This is a genomic window from Paraburkholderia kururiensis (assembly GCF_034424375.1).
In the GTDB taxonomy this organism is placed as follows: domain Bacteria; phylum Pseudomonadota; class Gammaproteobacteria; order Burkholderiales; family Burkholderiaceae; genus Paraburkholderia; species Paraburkholderia kururiensis_A.
The window spans coordinates 4,149,865-4,165,847 of sequence record NZ_CP139965.1; the positions used below are offsets into that span (position 1 = coordinate 4,149,865).

The window sequence follows — 15,983 nt, forward strand, 5'->3', positions numbered from 1 at the left end:
GCTGGCTTGCGGGCGAGCCCGTCAGCTGAAGTTGAGCAACTGGTTGGCGGACTGTTCGTTCTGGCTGGCCGATTCGAGCAGCTTGGTCTGCATCTGGAATTGCCGCGCGTTCGTGATCATCGCGACCATGGCGGAGACCGGGTTCACGTTGCTGCCTTCCAGCGACTGCGGCGCGAGCACGACGTTCTGGTCCGCGTCGGCGGGGTTGCCGTCCGCCGTGCGGTAAAGGCCGTCGTCGCCGTGCTTGAGCGTGGCGGGGTCCGGGTTCACGAGCTTCAGCTGATCGACGTTGACGATGGTCGTGGGCGGGTCGCCCGGGATCAGCGCGGAGACCGTGCCGTCCTTGCCGATAGTGACTTCCGAGCCCGGCGGCACCGAAATCGGGCCGCCGCCGCCCACCACGGGCTGGTTCATCGCGTTGACGATCTGGCCGTTGGTGTCCACGTGCAGGTTGCCCGCGCGCGTGTAGGCCTCGTTGCCGTTGCTGTCGAGCACCGTGAGCCAACCCGGGCCCTGCACCGCGACGTCGAGCGGATTGCCGGTCTGCTGGATCGGGCCCGGCGTGTAGTCCGCGCCGGGCGTGGACGCCAGCACGAAGGTGCGCGTGGTGTCCGTGTTCACCGTGTTGCCGTCGCCGAACGACATCGGCACGGCGCGAAACGCCGCAAGCTGCGCGCGAAAGCCCGTCGTGGAGACGTTCGCCAGGTTGTTCGCGACGACTGCCTGCTGCTCGAGCGCCTGGGTGGCGCCCGTCATCGCGGTATAGATCAGCCGGTCCATGATGAGGCCGCCAGGTATTACAGGTTGATGAGCGTCTGGTCGACGGTCTGCTGGGTCTTGATCGTCTGCGCGTTCGCCTGGTAGTTGCGCTGCGCCGTGATCAGGTTCACCAGCTCGCTCGTCAGGTCGACGTTCGAGTTTTCCACCGCGCCGCCTTGCAGCGTGCCGTGGTTCGTGCTGCCCGGCGCCGAGATCTGCGCCACGCCCGAGGCCGAGGTGGCTTCGTACTGGTTGTTGCCCAGATCGACGAGGCCGTTCGGGTTGTTGAAGTTGGCGAGCACGACCTGGCCGAGTGCCTGGGTCTTGCCGTTCGAGTAGTTGCCCGTGAGCGTGCCGTCCGTACCCACCGTGAAGTTGGTCAGCTGGCCGGCCGCAAAGCCGTCTTGCGTCAGGTTGTTGGTGCCGTCCTTGCCGCCGAACTGCGTCGTGCCCGCGATGTTGAACGTGAGCTTCTGCGGCGTGGACGAACCGTCGCTGGTCGGAATCGTGAAGTTGAACGCGAGCGGCGTGGTGGTCGGGGCGCCCGTGGCGTCCGTCGTGCTCACCAGCGTGCCCGACGAGTTGAACGTCGCCGTGCCGATCTTCGAGATCGTGCCGCCGGCCACGCCGCCGTACACCGTCCATGCGCCTACGCCCGTCTTCGCGAAGTACAGGTCCACCGTCTGCGTGCCGCCCAGCGAGTCGTACGCCTGGATCGAGGTCGGGTAGTTGTACGTGCTCGCGCTGTTGGCGTTGAACGTGGTGGGGTTCGGTGTGATGGCCACGCTGTCGCCGGTGGCAGGCGTGCCCGTCAGCGTGACGGTCTGGCCCGTGCCGAGCGAAATCGCCGTGCCCGTGCTGTAGGTCTGCGCCGCGCCGGTCACGCCGGTGGTCGTGTCGGTCACCGTGTAGGTGGTGGGCGACGTAAAGTTGATCGTGTAGTTGTCGAGGTTCGTGCCTGCCGCGCCGTTCGTGATGGTGGAGCCGCTCGTGGCAAGCGAACCCGTGGTGGTCACGGCCACGCTGGGCGCGCCGAGCATCAGCGAATCCTGCGCGTTCAGGTTGAACTGGCCGGTAATCACGCTGGTGGCCGTGGGCGCGATGTTGGTGGTGGGCACCTGCAGCGGCACCGTGGTGGCCGTGTTGATCACGCCGCCGTTGCTGGCCGCGTAGCCCATCAGCTTGAGGCCGCTCGTGTCGGTGATGTAGCCCTGGTTGTCCAGCTGGAACACGCCGTTACGCGAGTACGTGAGCGTGCCGTTGTTCGACATCTGGAAGAAGCCGTTGCCGTTGATCGCCACGTCCAGCGCCTGGTTGGTCGTGGTGATCGTGCCCTGGCTGTACTGCTGCTGCACGGCCGCGAGGCGCGAGCCGAGGCCGATCTGGTTGTTCACCGCGGTGGCCACCGAGTTCGCGTAGACATCCGCGAAAACCGCCGCGCCCTGCTTGAAGCCGATCGTGTTCGCGTTCGCGATGTTGTTGCCGATCACGTCGAGGTCGTTGGACGCGCTCGACAAACCGCTCAAACCTTGTTGATAACCCATGACGGTCTCCGTATCGGGATATATCGATGAATACTGTGCTGTGAATCTGCCTGAGAGCCTTGCCGCGCGCGCCTTACAGGATCGCGGCCACGCTCGTCATGCCGACGGTGTTGCCGTTCGAGAGCACGAGGCCCGGCGTGCCGTCCGTCTGCTGCACGACGCTTTGCACCGTGGCGGCCGACAGCGTGGTGGGCGAGCCCGACTTGCCGGCAATCGTGCCGGTCGCGCTGATGGTGTACGTGCCGTCGGCGAGCGTGTTGCCCTGCGCGTCGGTGGGCGTCCACGAAATGGGCGTGACGCCTGCCGGCACGCTGCCCACGTTGATCGTGTTGACCACCTGGCCCGACGAGTTCTTGATGGTGATCTGCACGTTGCTTGCCGCAGTCGCCACCTGCACGCCGATGGCCGACGCCTTGCCGCTTGCCACCGTCGAGGTCGTGCCTTGCGCGAGCACCGTGGAGCCGATCAGGAGCGCCGCCTGGCCCTGCTGGCCCGCGTTCAATTGCGTGGCGAGCGAAGTGAGCGACGTGTTGAGCTGGCTGATGCCCGTCACCGTGTTGATCTGGGCAAGCTGCGAGGTCATCTGCGAGCTGTCCATCGGGTTGGTCGGGTCCTGGTTCTTCATCTGCGCAATCAGCAGTTGCAGGAACGTGTTCTGCAGTGCCGTGGGCGACGTGCTGGACGAACTGGACGAACTCGACGACGAGCTGCTTGCGCTCGACGTGCCGTTCATGGTGTCGAGCAGCGTCTGCGAAATGGTCGTGCCGTTGCTGCCGATCGTGGTCTGGGTGGTCAAGGCGGTTCTCCGTCTGTTCTTCAGGTGCCGATGGTGAGCGTCTTGAGCATCAGCGTCTTGGCGGTGTTCAGGGTCTCCACGTTCGCCTGGTACGAGCGCGACGCCGAAATCATGTTCACCATTTCCTGCACCGGATCCACGTTCGGCAACGTCACGTAGCCGTTCGCGTCCGCCGCCGGGTTGCCCGGGTCGTAGGAAGTCTTCATGGGCGTCGGGTCGTCGACCACGCCCGTCACCTGCACGCCGCCCACCTGCTGGCCGCTCTGCGTGCGTGCGCCGCCCAGCGGCTGCACCGCGAAGACGACCTGCTTGGCCTTGTACGGCTTGCCGTCCGGTCCCGTCGTGCTGTCCGCGTTCGCGAGGTTCGACGCGGTCACGTTGAGCCGCTCCGACTGCGCGGACAGTGCAGAGCCGGCGACGCTAAAGATGTTCATCAGCGATGGCATGGCGAATCTCACCTCTCGTTGCCGGCCTGCATTGGCCGGCGGTTGCGCGGGCCGCGCCTGTCACCCTTGCGCTTTCGCGCCCTGGTGCCTCCTGCGCACGGCCCGCCTGCTTTCCCGTAGCGATTTGTCTCTTGCCCGACCGGTGCGGCCTGCTGCATGTGGCCTGTGCCGCCGGTCCGGCTTCCTGCTTTGCTGCCTGCCCTGTTTTGCCGCGTGCCCCGCTTTACTGCGCGAGTCACTGCCTGAGGGCGGGCCGCCGCGTCAGCTGCCTGACGTGATGGCCGCGAGCATGCCTTTGATCTGCTGCGTGAGCACGGTCATGCCGGTCTCGAAGTGCAGCGTGTTGTCGGCGAACTGCACCCGCTCGCTGTCGAGGTCGACGGTGTTGCCGTCGAGCGCCGGTTGCGTCGGAATGCGGTACTGCAGCTGGCCGTAGTCGTCGGAAGAACCGCCCGTGGGCGTCAGGCGCGCCTTGCCGGCCATGTGGCCTGCTTCGGTGGTCGCCATGGTCATGCCGCTCGTCACGCCGGCCGGCTGCGCCATGGCGAGCGGCGCGGCGTTCGAGGTGGCCGTTCCCGTCGCGGCGCCGCTCTTTCTCAGCGCACCGGCGAGCGACGACGCGAAATCGACGTCGCGTGCCTTGTAGCCCGGCGTGTCCGAGTTGGCGATGTTCGACGAGAGCAGCTCCTGACGGTAGGCGCGCACATCGAGCGCCTCGCGCCCGAAGGCGAATTCGGCATCGAGTTTGTCCAGCATTGCGGTTCTCCGAAAAAACGCTTCCTTGCGTCACCCTTGCAGCGGTGGCCGCGTGGAAGGCCTTTTTGCTTGTGGTGCATCTTAGGTCTGGGACGCAAGCCGCAATCGGAGGAATAGCCGGGGAAGGGGGCCTCTATTCGACGTTTGCGCGAAGGGGGGGCTCTCTAGAATGCCTCTCGTATTGTTGGCCCTTGTTGTTGGCCCTTGTTGTTGGTCCTTGTTTGTTGTTGGCCGCTGGGCCTGCCGTCTGGTTCTTGTTTGGCCTTACCGGGCCGTGGAGAGTGGCGATGAACGAGCCCGCTTCAAATGCTCCGACCGCCTTGTCGACTGTAGAGACCGCTGCTGAAACGGCTTTCGATGCTTCGATGGCGCCGGGCGCTTCGGCTGCTTCGCGCGTTCCGGCTGGCCCGGCACGCGTCGGCCGCGCGCCTGCGCTGCGCCGGCTCTTCGTCGCGCTTGCGTGGACACTCTCGGCAAGCGCCGGCACGCTGGGCCTCTTCGTTTCGACCGCCGCGCACGCCCAGGGTACGGGCGAGCCGATCGTGATTCCTGGCCCGGGCGAAAAGAACCCGGACGCGCTCGCCGCCATGAGCAGGATGGTGACGAGCCCGGCCGGCGCGTCGTCCAGTGCGACGGCGCAACGCACGAACGCCGGAATGCAGCCGCTCTCGCCCGCGCAGTCGACGATGGCCGCGTCCATGCGGCCGACCGCAAGTGCCGGCGCCCCAGATCGCTTCGAGCAGGCCGCGAAGGCCGACGGCGCCATCGTGATCGCGGGACCGGGAGACGCGTCCGCGTCCCGGCCGGGCATGGCGTCCGGTTTGATGCGCGTGAACCTGCCCGTGGCGGCGAGCCAGGTGATGCCGGTGGTCGTGACGCCCGCGGCGGCGTCGGTGTCCGCGCAGGGCCGCGAGACGAGCGTCGCGCCGCAGGCCATCGCCATGAATCCGCCTGCCAGTGCCGGCTACGCAACAACCGCGCCGCGCTTCGAGCGCATGGTGCCGCGCGCTGTGCCGGCGCAGGCCGCACAAACGTATCAGCGCGTTCAGCCCGCGCAGGCCACGGTGCCGGGAATCTCCCAGGCGCCTGCATCGAACGCTCAAGCCACTCAGCCTGCTCAAGCCGCTCAAACCGCCGTACCCGAAGGCCAGCAGGACGGCGAATCGATCCGGCGTGCCGCGCTTGCCTGGCTCCAGCAACAGGCTGCCGGCTTGCCCGGCAAGGTCGTTATCACCGTGGCCAACGTCTTTCCGCGCGGCCTCGCGGCGTGCACGACGATGCAGCCGTTCGCACCCGCCGGCACCCGCATGTGGGGCCGCACCACCGTGGGCGTGCGCTGCGCGGGCGAGCGTCCGTGGACGCTCTACCTGCAGGCGAAGATTTCGGTCGAGGCCACCTACTACACGGCGTCGCGCGCCATCGCCCCCGGCGAGCCGCTCAGCGCCGCCGACCTCGTGGCGCGCGACGGCGATCTCACGCTGCTGCCGCAGGCAGTGGTCACCGACCCGTCGCAGGCTATCGGCGCCGTGGCGCTGGTCCGCGTGCCCGCCGGGCTGCCGCTGCGCCAGGACATGCTGCGCAGCGCCAGTTCCGTGACGATCGGGCAGACCGTGCGCGTGGTCGCGCAAGGCCCCGGTTTTTCGATCTCGTCGGAGGGCAGCGCCATGAACAACGCGGCGCCCGGCCAGCAGGTGCGCGTGAAGACGGCGAATGGCCAGATCATCAGCGGCATCGTGAAAGAAGGCGGCACCGTGGAGATCCAGCTTTGAGCGTTTCAGGTTGTGCCGTGGTTGGGAAAGGAGAGGGGGACCGGCGCCCAGTGCGCCTCGGGTGGTGAAGGGGTTTCGACGGGCTGTTATGGCCCTTGCGTGCGGCGGCCGCGCCGGCAATTTGCCTGGCTGGCCCTTTGGCGGCCTTGCCGCCCATGCACTAAAGTTTGATTGGTACCTGCCGTTAATCTGGGCAAAGCAGCGCCCATGACGCGCCCCACCGTGGCCGAAGAAGGCCACGCGGAACCCGGATTCCTCAGTCGAATTCGGAGACTGCGGTCAACCGTTCAGGAAGCCAATCGTGAAAGTCGATTCCACCAGCAATTCGAGCCTGCAGTCGCTAAAAGACGGGCTGCAGCGTACCCAGCAAGGCGAAACGGCCGCGCCCAGCACGCAAGGCGCAGCCGGTAGCCCCGCACCGTCCACGGGCGGCGGCGCGTCCGGCGACGCGAACGTGAGCCTGTCGGCGCTGTCGGCGCAACTGCGCGGCCTCGCCGCGTCGGGCGCGGCGGACATCGATACGGCACACGTCGAGTCGATCAAGCAGGCGCTGCGCGACGGCAGCCTGAGTATCGATACCGGCAAGATTGCCGACGCCGTTCTCGAAACGGCACGTAGCCTGCTGCAAACGCGCGCGGGGTCGGCGGGGAATTAACCCCGGTTGGCCTGCGCGTTCACCGTGCTTCGCCGCACCTTCCGGCGAAGCACCGCGCGCAGCAGCCAATTGACCACGGCTTGTGCACCCTCGTCCGGGTACGGCAAGCCGACTGCGAGTTGAGTGATTGTGATGAAAGACGCCCTCCTTGCCACCGTCATCGACGAATATGCCGCCGTCGAAGCGTTCGCTTCGGTGCTCGCGTGCGAAGAGAAGGCGTTGACGGCCCTCTCTCCGCTCGAACAGCTGCCGCCCATCATCGAGATGAAGACCGAACTGGTCGAGAAGCTCTCCGCGCTGGAAAAGCTGCGCGACGCGCAGCTTGCGGAGCTGGGCTTTCCGCCCGGCTGGCGCGGCATGGAGCTGGCCTCCGGGGCGGACCCGCGGCTCGCCACGCAATGGGCGCTGCTGCAAAAGGCCGCCGAACGCGCGAAGCGCTCCAATGCCACCAACGGCGTGCTGATCCACACGCGCATGGAATACAACCGCCGTGCCCTCGACGTGCTCAAGGGCGCGCAGCACAAGGCCGGTCTGTACGGACCGGACGGGCGCATTCCGTCGTTCGGGCGGGTTTGAGCGGATTCGATCGCGGCGGCTTTCGAGACGTGCGGCGCGAGATCCGGGCGCCGCGTCGTCGCTGAACGCTCTGAATTGACCGACTAGCCGCATCAAAAACCAACGGGCCGCACATCCTTCCGGATGTGCGGCCCGTTGTGCTTTCAGACCAGGCGTTCAAGCCTGGTTTTCAGCCTCAGGCGTCGTTGCGCCTTTCTCGATCCTCTTGCCTTTGCTGCTCGCGGCTCAATCCCAGTGCTTGCGATGCTTGCGGTGGTGGCCCGTGCTGCGATAGCCGCGCTCGCCCTCGTCCGCGTACGAATTGCTGCGCGAGATGTTGCCGCCCAGTGCCGCTCCTGCGCCGCCGCCCAGGCCCGCGCCGATCAGCCCGCCCGTGCGGCCGCCCATCGCGTTGCCTGCCGCCGTGCCGGCGCCGCCGCCCAGTGCGCCGCCTACGATGGCGCCCGTGCGTTCGCGTCGGTTCGACGTGACCGCGGCGCCTGCGCCGCCGCCCACCGCACCGCCGATCACGGAGCCCGTGCTGCCGCCCAGCGCGCCGCCCACGGCTGCGCCCGCTACCCCGCCCAGCCCACCGCCGAGCGCGTTGTTCAAGTCACCGGCCACGGCCGGCAGCGATACGGCGGCCGAAGCCACGGTCAACACGGCGATTCCTGCGATTTTCTTGAGCATCTGGTTTAACCCCATTGTTTTAGTGATAACGCGGGCGCAAGTGTAGCCACCCGCCAGAAAGCGTGGTGTAAGAAAGTGTTAGTGGTGTTACGGGCGAAAAGCCCGCAGATGAGGAGGGGCAAAGCGGACGAAGAGCGAACGCGAGGCACACGGAAAAGCCGCTGATGAATCCGACAAGGCGCGGATAAAGCCGCGGACCAGGCCGCGAGCCGGGTGCAGACGAAACGCAAACAACGCGCAACCCAGGCGCCGATAAAGCAGCAGAAAACCAGCCGCCCCACAAACGCAGCGAAGGCGGCCCGGAAGCCTGGCCATCGCCGTCGCGCCCAACCCCTTGCGCAACGCTCGCCGAAGAAGGCGCAAACCCTCCCCGAACGAGCCCCGGTCAGGTTTCTCAGTCGGCCTCGGCGCCTGCCCAGGCCAGTTCGCGCAGGCGCGTGCGCAGTCGCGCCACGGCCTGGCTGTGCAGCTGGCACACGCGCGATTCGCTCACTTCCATCACGGCGCCGATTTCGCGCAGGTTCATGCCGCGCTCGTAGTAGAGCGACATCAGCAGCTTCTCGCGCTCGGGCAGCTTGTCGATGGCTTCCACCAGCGCCGCGCGCAGGCTTTCGTCGAGCAGCGCGGAAAGCGGGTCCGAGTGATCGACGCAGTAGCGGTCGAGAAACGGCTCGTCGTCCGCGGAACGGTCGAAGTCTTCGTAGTAGATCAGCTGGCTGCCATGCAGGTCCTGCAGCATGGACTGATATTCGTCGAGCGGCATGTTGAGGTGCCCGGCGATTTCCGTCTCGCTCGCCGAGCGGCCCAACCGCTGCTCCACCTGGTGCACCGCGCTTTCCACCTCGCGCGAGGTGCGCCGCAGGCTGCGCGGCAGCCAGTCGTTGCTGCGCAGCTCGTCGAGCATGGCGCCGCGAATGCGCTGGCTCGCGTAGGTTTCGAACTGCGCGCCCTGATCTTCCTTGTAGCGGCTCGCCGCATCGAGCAGACCGATCATGCCGGCCTGGATCAGATCGTCCAGATCCACGCTCGCCGGCATCTTCGCCACGAGCTGCAAACCCAGCCGTCTTACGAGCGGCGCGTACTTCGCCAGCACGTCGGCCTGCGAAATTTTTCCCTGAGCGTTATACATCGTGCTCTCCTGCCTGAAGTCCCCGAGTGGCGTCACGCATGCTGCGCCGACGGCCATTCGGCGGCCGGGTCGGCCTGCCACACGGATGGCGATGGGGCCGACGTTGTTACGGTCGGGCGCGTCATGGCCGCGCGCGACGACATGGCTGGCCGCATGGGCCAGTACTGCAGTTCTGCGGCGACATGCCGGTAGTCGCGCGCGGCGGCCGCGGACGGAAAAGCGTCCACGATGCAGCGTGCGAGCTCGACGGCCCGCGCCATGTGTGGGTCAGCCGCAATGCAGCCTGCGTTTTCGAGCGAGACGGTGAGGTAACGACCCGCCACGCCTGCGAGGTTCTCGAATGCCGTGTGGGCATCGGCCGCGCTTTGGACGTAATTGACGAGCACGCGGAACTGCGCGATTGCGTGCGCGAAATGAAGACGTTTCATGGCGGCGTAGGCATCGGTGATGGCCTGCGCCGAGACGCGCGTCACGACCATCACGTCGTGCGAGCGCATGGCGAGCCCGGAGAGCGCGCCGTTTTTGTCCAGACCGGCGTCGATGAGCACGACGTCGGCGGGGCCGTTCAGCACGAGCCCGTACTGTTCGGCGGTGTAGCCTTCCTGGCTGCCGCGCCAGGCCGAGAGCACGCCGAAGCCGAGCGGATGCCGGCTCACGGCCGCCGCGAGCGGCACCTCGCCGCGCATCACGCCGGCGAGATTGCCTACGCCATGCAGGCCGCCCAGCGTGGCGCTCACGGAGCGGTCGCCCAGGCACTCGTCGATGACGAGCACGTCTTTGCCCTGCTCGGCCAACGCCGCCGCAAGGTTCACTACTGTCGTGGTGCGTCCCACGCTCTCCGAGCCGCCGGTCACCGCGATGACTCGCGAGCCGCTACGGGCGAGCAGCCGCCGCAGCCCCTCCGCCTGGTCGGCTACGAATTTATCCAAAGCGAACCTCGTGCAGGTCGGCGTTCGAACGCGTGGACAGCGCCGAAAGCAGCGCCGGGATGTCGTCTTCGTGCGGCACGAAGGGCGAGTGCTCGCGCGGAATGCAGAACGCGCTGCGAATCAGGAAACGCTTCGTTGCCACATAGAGGTTCTCGGGCACCTTCTGGCCGGTCGACACGTAGTGCACCGGCAGCCGGTAGCGCAGCACGGTGTCCAGCGCGCCGCCCAGGTTGGTGGCCTCGTCGAGCTTGGTGAGAATGCAGCCCGCGAGCGGCGCCTTGTCCGCCGTGCTCTGGTAGGCCTGCACCACTTCGTTGAGCGTGTCGCCGTGGCTCGTCGCGGACATCAGCAAGAGGCGCTGCACCGGCTGGCCGGCGCTGCAGAGCATGGCGATCTGGTCGGTTACGGCGCGGTCGCGCTGGCTCATGCCGATCGTGTCGATCAACACGATGTGCTTGTTCTTGAGTTCGGTGAGCGCGAGTTGCAGGTCGGCGCCGTCGCGCACCGCATGCACCGATACGCCGAGGATGCGGCCGAAGATGCGCAGTTGCTCGTGGCCGCCAATGCGGTAGCTGTCCGTGGTGAGCAGCGCCACCTTGCTCGCGCCGAAGCGCATCACGCAGCGCGCCGCGAGCTTCGCCGTGGTCGTGGTCTTGCCCACGCCCGTCGGGCCCATCAGTGCGAACACGCCGCCGCGTTCCATGAGCGCGTCTTCGTTTTCCAGCACGGGCAGGTTCGATTCGAGCACCGACTGCGCCCATTCCAGCGCGCCTTCCGGGTCTTTGCCTTCGGGCAGGTTGTCCACCACCATCTTCACGAGCTGGGCCGAAAAGCCGGCGGCGAACAGCTGCTTGGTGAGGGCGCCGTGCGTGGGGCTGCGGCGCTGGCGCTCGCCCCAGAGGAGCCCGGCGAACTGCTCTTCCATCATGCCGCGCATGGAGGCCAGCTCGCTCATCACCGTTTCGTTCACTACCTGCTCGATGCGGGCCTTGATGGCTTCCGTGACGCTGGCCGAGGCGCTCGCCCCCGCGGCGTCGCTGGGCGCCTTGGCGTTGATCGAGGGCGGCGTGGCCGGCTGGCTGTTGCCCGGCAGATCGAAGGCCGGCGCGATGCGTTGCGTGGCGCGGCGTGCGGCGAGCTGGGCCGCTTCGCGCGCCCAGTCCGGCGTGCTGACGTTGAGCACGCCCGCGCCTTCCACGCGGTGGTGGCCGTGTTCGTCGTGCGGGTCGGCGGGCATGCCGAGGCCCTTGGCCATGGCGTCGGCGGGCGTCATGCCCGCGGCTTTCGCGCTGTGCCCTTCGCCTTGACCCGCGCTGTCCTTGTCCGCGATGCGGCGCGCGTGGTCGATGAGCCAGGGGTTCGTTTCGGCCATCGTGCGCGGCGCGCGTGTCTTGTCCGAGTACGACGGCGCAGCCGATGCCGGCATGGCGACGCCTGCGGCCGGCGTGGCGAACGGCGCGCCGCGGCTGGCGGCGGGCGCCTGGGTCGTGGCATGACCGGCGGCGTGGGCCGGGCCAGGACGCGCGGCCGGACGCGCCGGCGCACCTGCCTGGATCGCGGCGGATTCGGCAGCGAAGCGATCGGCACCGCCGCCACTGTCGGCCTGGCCTGCGGACTGCGCCGCAGACTGGGCCACAAACGCGCCCGGTCGGTCCAGCGCGGGAACACGCGTGGTAAGCGCGCCGCCTGCCTGCGCTTCAGGCTTCGTCACCGGTTGCGCGGCGGCGTTCGTGTAAGACGGGGCGTCGTCTTCGTCGTCCGACGTGGACGCGCGGCCCGCGCCCGCTTCCGGGCTGGCCCCGAACACCGACGAGAACACGTCCGGCATGCCGTTCGCGTAGGGGTTGCCGCCCAGGCCGGCAACGGGGTTGCCTGCAACCGGCGCCGCGCCGCTGCGCGGCAAGCCGCGCGAAGCGGCACCTGCGTTGGCGCCTTCACCCGCGGCAGGCGCGATGGCCGCGAGTTCGCGGTCGGCTACGGCGACGATCTCGACGCTGCCGTCGTCGAGCGTGCGGTTCGACAGCACCACTGCGTCAGGACCCAGCACTTCGCGCACCTGGCGTAGCGCGTCGCGGCTGGTGGCACCGATAAATTTGCGGATGTTCAAGCTGACCCCCGATGAGGTTGACGACCCTGACGTGGCGTTTCAATTGCGAGGCGCCGGCTTCGTTGCGCGGTGGCTCCGCAGGAACCTGGTGCGCGACAAAGCCTTTGCCGATGGTGAAATTATTGAGGAGGTGAACGGGGGACTATCGATGGATCAGCGCGGGGAAATGCAGGCAATTCGTTTGATCGGGCTGAAAAGGGGGCGCTGCGGGGCGAGGACTGACGGGAGACTGAGGGAAGACTGAGGGGAGACTGAGGGGAGACTGCGGGCCGCTACCAGGGAACCGCGGCGGCGCTGACGGCACACCGCGGGGATACTGCGCGAACATGGAAGGAGGCGCCGCGCGCGGCGCCGCCCGTCAAGCCGTGCCGATCACATTGACCACCTTGACGTGCCGCGTGTCGGGCACTTCGGCGTAGGAGAGCACCTTCAGCTGCGGCAGGCTGCGCCGCAGGAAGCGCGCGAGCATGGCGCGCAGCGAGTGCTGCACGAGCAGCACGGGCGCGAGGCCCAGGCTCTGCTGGCGCGTCATCGCCTTCTGCGTCTGTTCCAGCAGCGTATGAGCGAGCCCCGGCTCCAGGCCTGGGTTCGCTCCCGTCGTGAGCGCCTGGGACAGCACGCGCTCCAGGTTCGCGTCGAGGCCCATCACCTGCATGTCGCCGTTGCCCGGGAACCACTGCTGCGTGATGGCGCGGCCCAGCGCGAGGCGCACGATGGCCGTGAGGTCGTGCGGGTCGCTGATCTTCGGCGCGTGTTCGGCCAGCGCTTCGAGAATGGTGCGCATGTCGCGGATGGGCACCGCCTCGTCCAGCAGGTTTTGCAGCACCTTTTGCAGCGTCGTGACGGGCAGCGCCTTCGGCACGAGGTCGTCGACGAGCGAGGGCGTGTCCTTCTGCATGCGCTCGAGCAGCGCCTGCACTTCCTGGCGGCCCAGCAGTTCGGATGCGTGCGTCACCACGAGGTGGTTCAGGTGCGTGGCCACCACGGTGCTCGAATCCACCACGGTGTAGCCGTACACCTGCGCCTGCTCGCGCAGGTTCGTGTCGATCCAGACGGCGGGCAGGCCGAAGGCCGGGTCCTGGGTCGGCGTGCCCGGCAGCGCGGCCGTGACCTGCCCCGGGTTGATGGCGAGCCACTGGCCCGGATACGCCTCGCCCGTGCCCACCTCCACGCCCTTGAGCGCGATGCGGTAAGCGTTGGGCCGCAGTTCGAGGTTGTCGCGAATATGGATGACGGGCGGCAGAAAGCCGATTTCCTGCGCGAACTTCTTGCGGATGCTCTTGATGCGCTTGAGCAGCTCGCCGTCCGAATTCTTGTCGACGAGCGGAATGAGGCGGTAGCCCACTTCGAGGCCCAGCGTGTCGATGAGCGCGACGTCGTCCCAGCTTGCCTCGGTGTTCTCGGCGGGCGCGAGTGCCGCGGGCGCCACGTCCACGAGTGCGGCGGAGGTCTTCTTTTCCTCGCCGCGCTTCTTCATGACGCGGCCCAGCTGGATGGCGCCGCCGCCCAGCACCAGAAACGCGAAGTGCGGCATGCCCGGAATCAGGCCCATCAGCACGAGAATCACGCCCGTGATCATCAGCACGCGCGGGTTCGTGAACAGCTGGCCGGTGAGCTGGGTGCCGATGTCCTCGTTGGTCGCCACGCGCGAGACGATCACGCCCGCCGCCGTGGAGATGACGAGCGACGGAATCTGCGCCACGAGGCCGTCGCCGATGGTGAGCAGCGTGTAGTTCTTGCCCGCCGCGGCGAAGTCCATGCCGTGCTGCACGACGCCCACGATCAGCCCGCCGATGATGTTGATCACCATGATCAGCAGGCCGGCAATGGCGTCGCCGCGCACGAACTTGCTGGCACCGTCCATGGAGCCGTAGAACTCGGCTTCCTGGGACACTTCGGAGCGGCGCTTTCTTGCCTGCTCTTCGTTGATGATACCGGCGTTCAGGTCGGCGTCGATGGACATCTGCTTGCCGGGCATCGCGTCCAAGGTGAAGCGCGCCGCCACTTCGGCAATACGCCCCGCGCCCTTGGTGATCACCATGAAGTTGATGACCATCAGGATGATGAAGACGACGATACCCACGGCGAAGTTGCCGCCCACGAGGAAGTGGCCGAACGACTCGATCACCTTGCCCGCGGCGTCCGGGCCCGTGTGGCCTTCGAGCAGCACGACCCGCGTGGAAGCCACGTTCAGCGACAGGCGCAACAGCGTGGAGAACAGCAGCACGCTCGGGAAAGCGGCGAAGTCGAGCGGCTTCATCGTGTACATGGACACGAGCAGCACCATCACCGAAAGGGCGATGTTGAAGGTGAACAGCAGATCCAGCAGGAACGGCGGCAACGGCAGGATCATCATGCCGAGGATCATGCAGATCAGGATCGGCCCCGCCAGCGCGCGCAGGTTCGTGCCCTGAAGCACGTCGGCGCGTCGCGCGAGCAAACCGGTGCGGGCGTTCATGCAGAGGCTCCTTCGTTACCACGTTTGTTGCGGCCGCCGGACGGGGCACCCGGTGAGCCAGTGCCGTCGCCTTCGCCCGAAAGCGTTTCGGCGGCTTCCTCGGCGGCGTCTTCGTCGGACACGCCGCCCTTGTCGAGTTCGGGCGGCACGTCGAATTCGGTGGGCGCGACGGGCGCCTCGCCGCCTTCGGTCTTGAAGCGGCGCAGCTGATAAACCCACGCGAGCACCTCGGCCACCGCGCCGTAGAGCGGGCCCGGAATCTCGCGGTTCAGATCCACGTTGTGATAGAGCGCACGCGCGAGCGGCGGCGCTTCGAGCAGCGGCACGTTGTTTTCCGTCGCGATTTCGCGAATGCGCGCGGCCACCAGGTTCACGCCCTTGGCGATGACCTTCGGCGCGCGCATCTCGCCGTCCGTGTACTTGAGCGCGACGGCGAAGTGCGTCGGGTTGGTCACCACGACGTCGGCCTTCGGCACCTCGCTCATCATGCGGCGGCGCGCCATGGCGCGCTGCTGCGAACGGATGCGCGCCTTCACGTGCGGATCGCCCTCGCTTTCGCGGTGCTCGCGCTTCACCTCTTCCTTCGTCATGCGCAGCTTCTTGTGGTAGCTCCACATCTGGTACGGCACGTCGAGCGCGGCCACCACGAACATGCCGGCCACCGTCATCGCGCAGCAGATGGCCACCAGATGCGTGGCGTTGGCGAACGCCGTGAGGAGCGGCTGGGTGGCGAGCGCGAGGATGTCGTCCTTGTGGCGCCAGATCGCGACGCCGCCGATCAGCCCCACCACCGCCGTCTTCGCGAGCGACATGCCGAGCTGGATCGGCCCGTTGATCGAGAAGATGCGGCCCAGCCCCGCCACGGGGTCGAGCCGGCTGAAATTCGCGCCGATCGACTTGGTGGAAAAGAGCCAGCCGCCCAGCGCCATGGGCGCGAGCAGCGCGGCCAGGCCCGTCAGGCCGAGCACGGGCAGCAGCACCCAGGCCGCCTCGCGCACCACGCCGCCCGCACCCACCAGCATGCGGCCGGTGTCGAAGGCGGTGGCGTGGTCGAAGGTGAGCGAGCTGCGCAGGATGGTCTGGAAATGCAGACCAATGGGCCCGGACATCGCCCAGACGCCGAAGAACCCCGCCGAAAGCAGCGCGAACGTGGCGAGCTCGCGCGAACGCGCCACCTGCCCTTCCTCACGCGCCTTTTCCAGGCGCCTGGGAGTGGCTGATTCGGTTTTTTCGAGGTCGCTGTCCTCTGCCACCAGGTTCTCCAGTCGATCGCGGCGGAATGCCCTTTTTCAGTGAGAGCGATTATTCCCGCGCTGCGCAATGGATGATCGACGGATAAAGACGGAGAAACGGGGGTATTTCGGCGGATGAGGCGGGGCGGGGGCGTGCG

General features: G+C 67.5%; 15 protein-coding genes. 4 read left to right on the forward strand and 11 right to left on the reverse strand.

Annotated features, from left to right (window positions below):
* Positions 1–21 precede the first annotated feature (21 nt).
* The 5 genes from flgF to U0042_RS18680 all read right to left on the reverse strand — a co-directional run bounded on the left by flgF (position 22) and on the right by U0042_RS18680 (position 4,301).
* Positions 22–780: a flagellar basal-body rod protein FlgF gene (gene flgF, locus U0042_RS18660; protein WP_114815258.1), complete on the reverse strand. Its 759-nt coding sequence runs from the start codon at positions 778–780 to the stop codon at positions 22–24.
* 17 nt (positions 781–797) lie between these two features.
* On the reverse strand, positions 798–2,303 hold the full coding sequence (locus U0042_RS18665) for a flagellar hook protein FlgE (protein WP_114815259.1): 1,506 nt from the start codon (positions 2,301–2,303) through the stop codon (positions 798–800).
* 73 nt (positions 2,304–2,376) lie between these two features.
* Positions 2,377–3,099: a flagellar hook assembly protein FlgD gene (locus U0042_RS18670; RefSeq protein ID WP_114815260.1), complete on the reverse strand. Its 723-nt coding sequence runs from the start codon at positions 3,097–3,099 to the stop codon at positions 2,377–2,379.
* 20 nt (positions 3,100–3,119) lie between these two features.
* Positions 3,120–3,545 (reverse strand): flagellar basal body rod protein FlgC, encoded by a 426-nt coding sequence (gene flgC / locus U0042_RS18675; protein ID WP_017772137.1) that lies wholly within the window; start codon positions 3,543–3,545, stop codon positions 3,120–3,122.
* A 261-nt stretch (positions 3,546–3,806) separates the two neighbouring features.
* Positions 3,807–4,301: a flagellar basal body rod protein FlgB gene (locus U0042_RS18680; protein ID WP_114815261.1), complete on the reverse strand. Its 495-nt coding sequence runs from the start codon at positions 4,299–4,301 to the stop codon at positions 3,807–3,809.
* Positions 4,302–4,588: 287 nt separating this feature from the next.
* Between U0042_RS18680 and flgA the strand changes: the two genes are divergently transcribed.
* The 3 genes from flgA (at position 4,589) to U0042_RS18695 (ending at position 7,301) form a co-directional block, all read left to right on the forward strand.
* Complete coding sequence (flgA, locus tag U0042_RS18685) at positions 4,589–6,070, forward strand: flagellar basal body P-ring formation chaperone FlgA (RefSeq protein ID WP_419150442.1); 1,482 nt, start codon at positions 4,589–4,591, stop codon at positions 6,068–6,070.
* Between the two features lie 301 nt (positions 6,071–6,371).
* Positions 6,372–6,725 (forward strand): flagellar biosynthesis anti-sigma factor FlgM, encoded by a 354-nt coding sequence (gene flgM / locus U0042_RS18690; RefSeq protein ID WP_114815263.1) that lies wholly within the window; start codon positions 6,372–6,374, stop codon positions 6,723–6,725.
* 132 nt (positions 6,726–6,857) lie between these two features.
* Positions 6,858–7,301 carry a flagella synthesis protein FlgN gene (locus U0042_RS18695; protein WP_114815264.1) on the forward strand — a complete coding sequence of 148 codons (444 nt, stop codon included), beginning with the start codon at positions 6,858–6,860 and terminating at the stop codon, positions 7,299–7,301.
* Positions 7,302–7,526: 225 nt separating this feature from the next.
* On the opposite strand, the gene U0042_RS18700 is transcribed toward U0042_RS18695, so the two are convergent.
* From U0042_RS18700 to flhF, 4 genes are all read right to left on the reverse strand, one after another.
* Positions 7,527–7,970 (reverse strand): hypothetical protein, encoded by a 444-nt coding sequence (locus U0042_RS18700; RefSeq protein ID WP_114815265.1) that lies wholly within the window; start codon positions 7,968–7,970, stop codon positions 7,527–7,529.
* Positions 7,971–8,364: 394 nt separating this feature from the next.
* Positions 8,365–9,099, reverse strand: a complete 735-nt coding sequence (locus U0042_RS18705) for an RNA polymerase sigma factor FliA (RefSeq protein ID WP_114815266.1) — start codon at positions 9,097–9,099, stop codon at positions 8,365–8,367.
* Between the two features lie 32 nt (positions 9,100–9,131).
* On the reverse strand, positions 9,132–10,028 hold the full coding sequence (locus U0042_RS18710; protein ID WP_114815267.1) for an AAA family ATPase: 897 nt from the start codon (positions 10,026–10,028) through the stop codon (positions 9,132–9,134).
* Positions 10,021–12,135, reverse strand: coding sequence for a flagellar biosynthesis protein FlhF (flhF, locus tag U0042_RS18715; protein ID WP_114815268.1), 2,115 nt, complete (start codon positions 12,133–12,135; stop codon positions 10,021–10,023). Before flhF ends, U0042_RS18710 begins: the two co-directional genes overlap by 8 nt.
* Here flhF and U0042_RS18720 point away from each other — a divergent pair.
* Positions 12,128–12,379, forward strand: coding sequence for a hypothetical protein (locus U0042_RS18720; protein ID WP_114815269.1), 252 nt, complete (start codon positions 12,128–12,130; stop codon positions 12,377–12,379). The two genes, flhF and U0042_RS18720, sit on opposite strands and share 8 nt — an antisense overlap.
* Positions 12,380–12,493: 114 nt before the next feature.
* Here U0042_RS18720 and flhA read toward each other — a convergent pair whose 3' ends face one another.
* Both flhA and flhB read right to left on the reverse strand, forming a co-directional pair.
* Positions 12,494–14,593, reverse strand: a complete 2,100-nt coding sequence (gene flhA / locus U0042_RS18725) for a flagellar biosynthesis protein FlhA (protein ID WP_114815270.1) — start codon at positions 14,591–14,593, stop codon at positions 12,494–12,496.
* Positions 14,590–15,846, reverse strand: a complete 1,257-nt coding sequence (gene flhB / locus U0042_RS18730) for a flagellar biosynthesis protein FlhB (protein WP_114815271.1) — start codon at positions 15,844–15,846, stop codon at positions 14,590–14,592. Before flhB ends, flhA begins: the two co-directional genes overlap by 4 nt.
* Positions 15,847–15,983 lie beyond the last annotated feature (137 nt).

Excerpts from the sequence above, each read along its gene's own strand:
- flgF (WP_114815258.1), bottom strand. The coding sequence starts at position 780 with ATGGACCGGCTGATCTATACCGCGATGACGGGCGCCACCCAGGCGCTC.
- U0042_RS18665 (WP_114815259.1), bottom strand. The coding sequence starts at position 2,303 with ATGGGTTATCAACAAGGTTTGAGCGGTTTGTCGAGCGCGTCCAACGAC.
- flgC (WP_017772137.1), bottom strand. The coding sequence starts at position 3,545 with ATGCCATCGCTGATGAACATCTTTAGCGTCGCCGGCTCTGCACTGTCC.
- U0042_RS18680 (WP_114815261.1), bottom strand. The coding sequence starts at position 4,301 with ATGCTGGACAAACTCGATGCCGAATTCGCCTTCGGGCGCGAGGCGCTC.
- flgA (WP_419150442.1), top strand. The coding sequence starts at position 4,589 with ATGAACGAGCCCGCTTCAAATGCTCCGACCGCCTTGTCGACTGTAGAG.
- U0042_RS18695 (WP_114815264.1), top strand. The coding sequence starts at position 6,858 with ATGAAAGACGCCCTCCTTGCCACCGTCATCGACGAATATGCCGCCGTC.
- U0042_RS18700 (WP_114815265.1), bottom strand. The coding sequence starts at position 7,970 with ATGCTCAAGAAAATCGCAGGAATCGCCGTGTTGACCGTGGCTTCGGCC.
- U0042_RS18705 (WP_114815266.1), bottom strand. The coding sequence starts at position 9,099 with ATGTATAACGCTCAGGGAAAAATTTCGCAGGCCGACGTGCTGGCGAAG.
- U0042_RS18720 (WP_114815269.1), top strand. The coding sequence starts at position 12,128 with ATGTTCAAGCTGACCCCCGATGAGGTTGACGACCCTGACGTGGCGTTT.
- flhA (WP_114815270.1), bottom strand. The coding sequence starts at position 14,593 with ATGAACGCCCGCACCGGTTTGCTCGCGCGACGCGCCGACGTGCTTCAG.